Annotated in this window: 3 protein-coding genes and 1 pseudogene; all 4 read left to right on the plus strand. The window is 39.9% G+C overall.

The window, feature by feature from the left end:
• Positions 1–2,009 precede the first annotated feature (2,009 nt).
• Positions 2,010–2,696: a hypothetical protein gene (locus tag HMPREF0666_RS00510; RefSeq protein ID WP_009010305.1), complete on the plus strand. Its 687-nt coding sequence runs from the start codon at positions 2,010–2,012 to the stop codon at positions 2,694–2,696.
• 657 nt (positions 2,697–3,353) lie between these two features.
• Positions 3,354–4,016: a ParA family protein gene (locus HMPREF0666_RS00515; protein ID WP_009010307.1), complete on the plus strand. Its 663-nt coding sequence runs from the start codon at positions 3,354–3,356 to the stop codon at positions 4,014–4,016.
• A gap of 233 nt (positions 4,017–4,249) precedes the next feature.
• Positions 4,250–4,882, plus strand: coding sequence for a hypothetical protein (locus HMPREF0666_RS00520; RefSeq protein ID WP_009010308.1), 633 nt, complete (start codon positions 4,250–4,252; stop codon positions 4,880–4,882).
• 245 nt (positions 4,883–5,127) lie between these two features.
• Positions 5,128–5,850 (plus strand): annotated as a pseudogene (locus tag HMPREF0666_RS17580) (hypothetical protein); the annotation flags it as partial.

A 5,850-nucleotide genomic window follows, 5' to 3' on the forward strand; every position in this document is an offset into this window, starting at 1 on the left:
TCCATCTCACCCGTTACTACTGTTCCCTCTGTTATTCTGTCTCTTTTTTAAGCTGCCTTTTTCCTATCCATTTCACCCGTTACAACTGTTCCCTCTTTTATTCTGTCTCCTTTTTAAGCAGCCTTTTTTCCTATCCATCCCACCCGTTACAACTGTTCCTTCTGTTATTCTGTCTCCTTTTTAAGCAGCCTTTTTCCTATCCATTTCACCCGTCACAACTGTTCCCTCTGTTACTCTGTCTTCTTTTATCCACTCTCTCACCTCCCCCACCCAACCATCGTTACTGTTTCTTTTGTTACTCTGTCTTCTTTTTATCCTGTCTCTCACCTCCCCCAGCCAACCATCGTTACTGTTTCCTTCTGTTACTCTGTCTCCTCTTACCCTGTCCCTTTTTCACTTTTTTGTCGCACTTTCTCATCGTTGCTTTTCCTTGTTATTTCTCCTCTACGAAAGCATATTTTCTTCAAGTGTTGACCTTATTTTTTTGCTCTATTCTATTCCTATTGTCTATTACCAAACCATCTATTTATGTCTTTATCTGTACATATTTTCACGTTATTATCTAAGTATATAAAAATACTTTTAGTCCTTTAGTGATTTGCTTGTTTACTTACTTTGTTTTTATTTTTGCTTTTTATTTATGTAAGTAGACTTTTGTTTTATTATTTAATAATATAAATCACTATTTATATAAGTATAGATTATTGTATTTAATGGTTTATGTTCGGTAAATATATAAATACATAATAGCATATATAATACCATGTTTAATTAACTATATAAATACATATTATATTGCAAAATATAGTCTTCATTTGTAAGTAATATATAAACATATAAACAAATATCCGCTTTTATTACGAACAAAAGATTACTTATTACGTCGTTCTTTTTACGTCCTTTTTTATACATTTGGATTTGTTCTTTCTCCATAATTTAGGTGTTCTTTCTTTTCAACAGGCGCCGAGTTGATTCCCCACCCTCCCCTACTTTTGTTTTTGTCATCCCACGTTTTGACTCTTTTCATGGTTTCATCGCTCCACTTTTCGCATTTACTGTAATTTGGAGATGGATCTCTTAGTCACTGTTCTAAAGCATTTTTGTTTTTTTCAACCGTTTCCTACGCTTTTCACAGTTCTATCCTTGTAACCTATTGAATGTAAGAATTATATATATCTATCTAAATCACTATTTATATCTTTACTTCTTTCTATGATTAAAAGTTGTAGGTTTAGTTATAGATGTTTGTTTGCTAACTTCCTCGTTACAGTCTTTATTTTCTATTTAGTTCGATGAAATCGCTTAAAATTGCTGTTTTTCTTAGTTTGAATCTTGTGTTTGTACGACCGCTTTACATGTTTTTTTTCGATATAATTAGTTGTTACTCTCTGATTTAGAGTATTCTGTATTTTTATATATTCAACTATATATATGAATGTATTTTTACCCCATTCTATCGCTAATCTAACTCTCTCGTTCTACTTTGGTTTTACATTCTTATAGTCTCTTTGTTCTCAGTTTTTATCATTCTGAATGCTCATAACTAGTGAAGGAGGATTTCCCTTTATTCGCTCATGATACCCTCCTTTTTTCCTTAAATACGTATATAACTGTTTCTTTATTTATGTATATGACTGATTATACTATTATACATGTAATTAAATATATATCTTTTTCAGTTGCAGGATATATGTTTGTTAATAAGTAAATATATAAATACATTTTCATTAATGAGTATCTTTTTGAGTATTCCCTAATGTGTTGTTAGTTTTTAATCGACAATTTTATATATTTGTTAGATGTGTAACTACATAAATATATATAAAGATTAAGACTTAAAAGAGTATTTATTTTATTGTATTTATGCCTACTTGTTTTTTTATTTTTCTCATTAAAAATGTTTAGATGTATTTGTTTCTTTCAATAATTAGGCGTATATTTGCAAGTATAAAAATATAACCACATCATTATGTGTGTATTTGTTTGAATCTATTTTAATATAATTATATATGAAATTAGGTACTTTTTCGGTTTCATCTAAGGCGGGTGAAGTACTGAATTGGAGTATGGGTTTATACCTTGCTTTTAGTGGTCTCAGTCTGATAGACAACTGGACGTCGGCCCCCAATGAGGGACAGGGATTGATCACTCAGGCCTTTGCTACTTTTCAGAGCAGCTCCATGATTCAAGTGATAGAGGCTGTTGCACTTTTTGCGACAAAGCTAACTATGATGGAGGTATTCCGCAGGTGCCTGAGTCGTAACAAGCATTTCACTGCACAATTGGCGGTCATCGTTGTGATGGTCCTAACGTTCTTGATTGCTGCAGCATCCAATCTCCCTATGTTCTTATGCACGCCAGAGGAGATGAGCAGCGGGGTATCGGGAGTGGCCTTAAGCAAGTTCTCAACTTTCTCAATTGCCTGTGGCCTTGTACTCTTCGTTACCAACCTCGTTCTCTGCATCCAATTAATGGTGAAATATGCTGGGAGAATCCGTCTTTACGGTGCTTCTTTGATAGGATGCGATGTGGCAATTTCGTTCGCCAACATGGTTTACGGCTATATATATAATAATGTGGGCGGTGTTACGATGGACCAGATAACGACCTACGGTACGATTCTTTCTATCCTTAGCTTTGTCCTTGGCTTAGCACCTTACTGCCTTTTGCGCAGAACAATGGTTGCAGCAGACTAACAGAACGCTCATTATTAATAAGGTAGTAGGACCTAATTGCATTTTTGCCCCTGCCCTACCTTCATGCTGGGGAAGTTTTTCTCTCACAGAAGTAGGACCTAATTGCATTTTTGCCCCTCCCCTACCCCACTCTTGATGACGTCCGATGCTGATAGTATAGGAAATCTTCAATAAAAGAGGCTCATAATTTGAGTATTTGTGGGAAGGGACACGAGTGGTTGAGAAAATTGACAAAATGAGAGGGGTTAAAGGTGGGCAGGTGTGACAAAAAGTAAGGAGAAGAATGCCAATTGGGTTTTATTTGAACTATAATATTGGCCTAATGTGTCATATTGGGCCAATAAGGCTAATAAAAAGATAGCCTAACGGCTTCTAAAAATGTAGCCTAAAAAGTGAGAAAGAGAGGCAATAAGGCCTCAGATGGCTGTTTTTAAGGATAAAAACCATAAAAAGGAGCTTTCTTGGACCACATTAGGCGGCATGAGCCTCGAGACAGGCTCGGGAGATACAAAACATCGAAGAGTGACAAGACAGATATGTAATCCGATTGAAATATATATACGTAAATAGCTTAAAGAGCTAAAATATAAATATTCGAAAGCATAGATACGTAAATAGACAATTACGGGAAAAAGTAAAAACATAAATATATAAACAATGAAGAATAAGAAGATCGTTTTCGCAAATCAGAAGGGTGGAGTAGGGAAGAGTACGTTGTGTATACTCTTTGCCAACTATCTTGCTGCAAAGGGTAGGGACGTTTGTATCATTGATACCGACTTGCAGAAGACTATTCTGATGCAGCGTCGGAAGGACAAGCTCATCTACGAGGGCGAAGAAGAGCCTTACAATGTGCAGGACTTCGACGTGACAGATGTCGAGACTATGCAGTCGTTGGTTGATTCAGCCTCTCAGGTAGAGGGCTACGTACTATTCGACTCGCCTGGTAACATCAGCGAAGACGGTTTAGCACCACTCTTCGTGGGGGCCGACTACATCGTCTGTCCTTACGAATACGAGGACAAGGCGCTGGACTCAACGGGCGTCTTCGTGCAGGTGCTCAACGTGCTACGCGAGCATAACCCACAGATGTCAGCCAAGCTCTTCTTCGTCCCCAACCGCATCGACCCACGTATCGGTACGGCTGAGGAGCAGGAGATGTGGCGGCGAACAGATGAGGTGTTTGGTAATTTCGGACTCGTCACACCTGTTGTCAATAGCCGTGCAACACTGAAGCGCACAAACACCTTCGAGCTGCTGGGTACGCAACGCGACGCTGTTAAAAAGGCGTTTGATTATATGCTGAGGAGGATGAAGTAAAAACCTCCCCCCAGCCCCCTCCGAAAGAGGGGGAGTGCCTAACGGGATGAAGTTGGATAAAATTGGTTGGATAAATAAGGTCTAATAAAGTTGTTTGGACAGACGATGTTAACTGAGAAGACTTCGTGAGGGCGCGATAGGGGAGAGAGGATGACGAAAGGACGTATCAAAAGAAGGAAATGATAAGTCCACGTTTATATATAACAAAGTAAAAACAAAGAAATAAAGATACAATGGCTAAGAAGAAGAAAACAATGGTGGTGATGCCAGGTGCGATGACCGACTTGGCACATAGGGTACAGAAAGGACCACGACCAAATCCTATTACTAATTCAGAAGAGACGGCGATGGATGAGCAGGAGGCTATTGAGCCTGCGCAGTATGATACGAACAACATTGAGCAGGAGGTGCGTTCTCAGGTTGAGGAACAGCAGCCAGAGGAGTATGCTGAAGCTATTGCAGATGTTGATGAGCCAGCAGCAGCACCAACGGCCCCTACAAGTTCGTTCCGTCGGGTAGAGCCCAAGCAGGAAGCAGTCGACCGCAAAGACCGCACCGCACCGGCTGCGAAGAAGCTACCAAAGGCTGAAGGCCGACAGCTCGCACGTGAGTATTCACTCGCAAAGGATAGCGGTGAGGACAGTTGGCAGATTTTCCTCGACCTGGCACGCGACTATAAGGCACGCGACTCACGTCTGGCCACGGTCTATATCGACTCCGATCTCAAGGGTGTCCTCGACCGTCTGAAGTCTGCTACGAGTGTGAAGCTCCCTTCAACAGCCCTACTGAGTGCCATCGTTGCCCGCTTCGTCTTCGAACACGAGAAGGATATCAAGAACGCGATATTTGGTGAGAGCTTGCTGTAAGAACTATAATAAAAGAACAAAACAGCAGAATAACAGTAGTCCCAACTGGCTCCACCCCCAACCCCTCCCCCGTAGGGTTACTCTTTCTACACATCTTTTTAATATCATAATACATTGATACTCAGTAAAATACTTGCGTATGTCATGGTTTTTTAGTATCTTTGTATATGCAATTAAACAAGATTTTTGACTCCCTCGGAGGAGATAAGAGAATCGAATGAAGAGTTAATAGCTTGTTCGATAAGATGGTAGAGAAACAGAGTGCGGTTATTAATAAGTGCTTCGAAGATAAGGCACCTAAAGTTGGTGCATATAGAGTACTACGTAATAAGAACTGGGATATGGAAGATCTAATAGATAGAATAAGGCAATTCTCTGGTAGTGAGTGTGTTGGACATAAACATGTATTATGCATACAAGACACTACGGAGCTCTCTTACGACCACATGAAAGGGCGTTTGAAGGAGGATGATCCCGACTTTGGAGATGGTTCTATGCAACTGAAAAAGTATTCTATTTTCGTACATCCTACTATGATTGTGGACGCTGAATCATGCCTTCCTATAGGCTTCTCCTCTGTGAGAATATGGAATCGTGAGCGCATAGAAGGACGAAAGAAGACCAATAAACGAGCAACTTTACCATATAAGGATAAGGAATCCTACCGGTGGACTTTGTCTGCAAAGGAAAGCGCAGAGTGCATCCCAAGTGATGTTCGTAAGACAATAGTTGGCGATCGTGAGAGCGATGTCTACGCCTTTATGGACGAGACTTTGGAAGTGGGATGCGACTTTCTGATACGTTCAACTCATAATCGCAAGAGTAGTGTAGGTGCTGATTTAGATACACTTACAGAGCATTTAGCCAAGCAGAAACCTATGGGCGAGTACAGTTTCTCACTCCCCGGACGACAAGGTCGAAAGAACAGAACAGCCGTTATGAGGTACGTTTTATGCCTATCACCCTTC

Source organism: Prevotella sp. C561, assembly GCF_000224595.1.
GTDB classification, from domain to species: Bacteria; Bacteroidota; Bacteroidia; order Bacteroidales; family Bacteroidaceae; genus Prevotella; species Prevotella jejuni.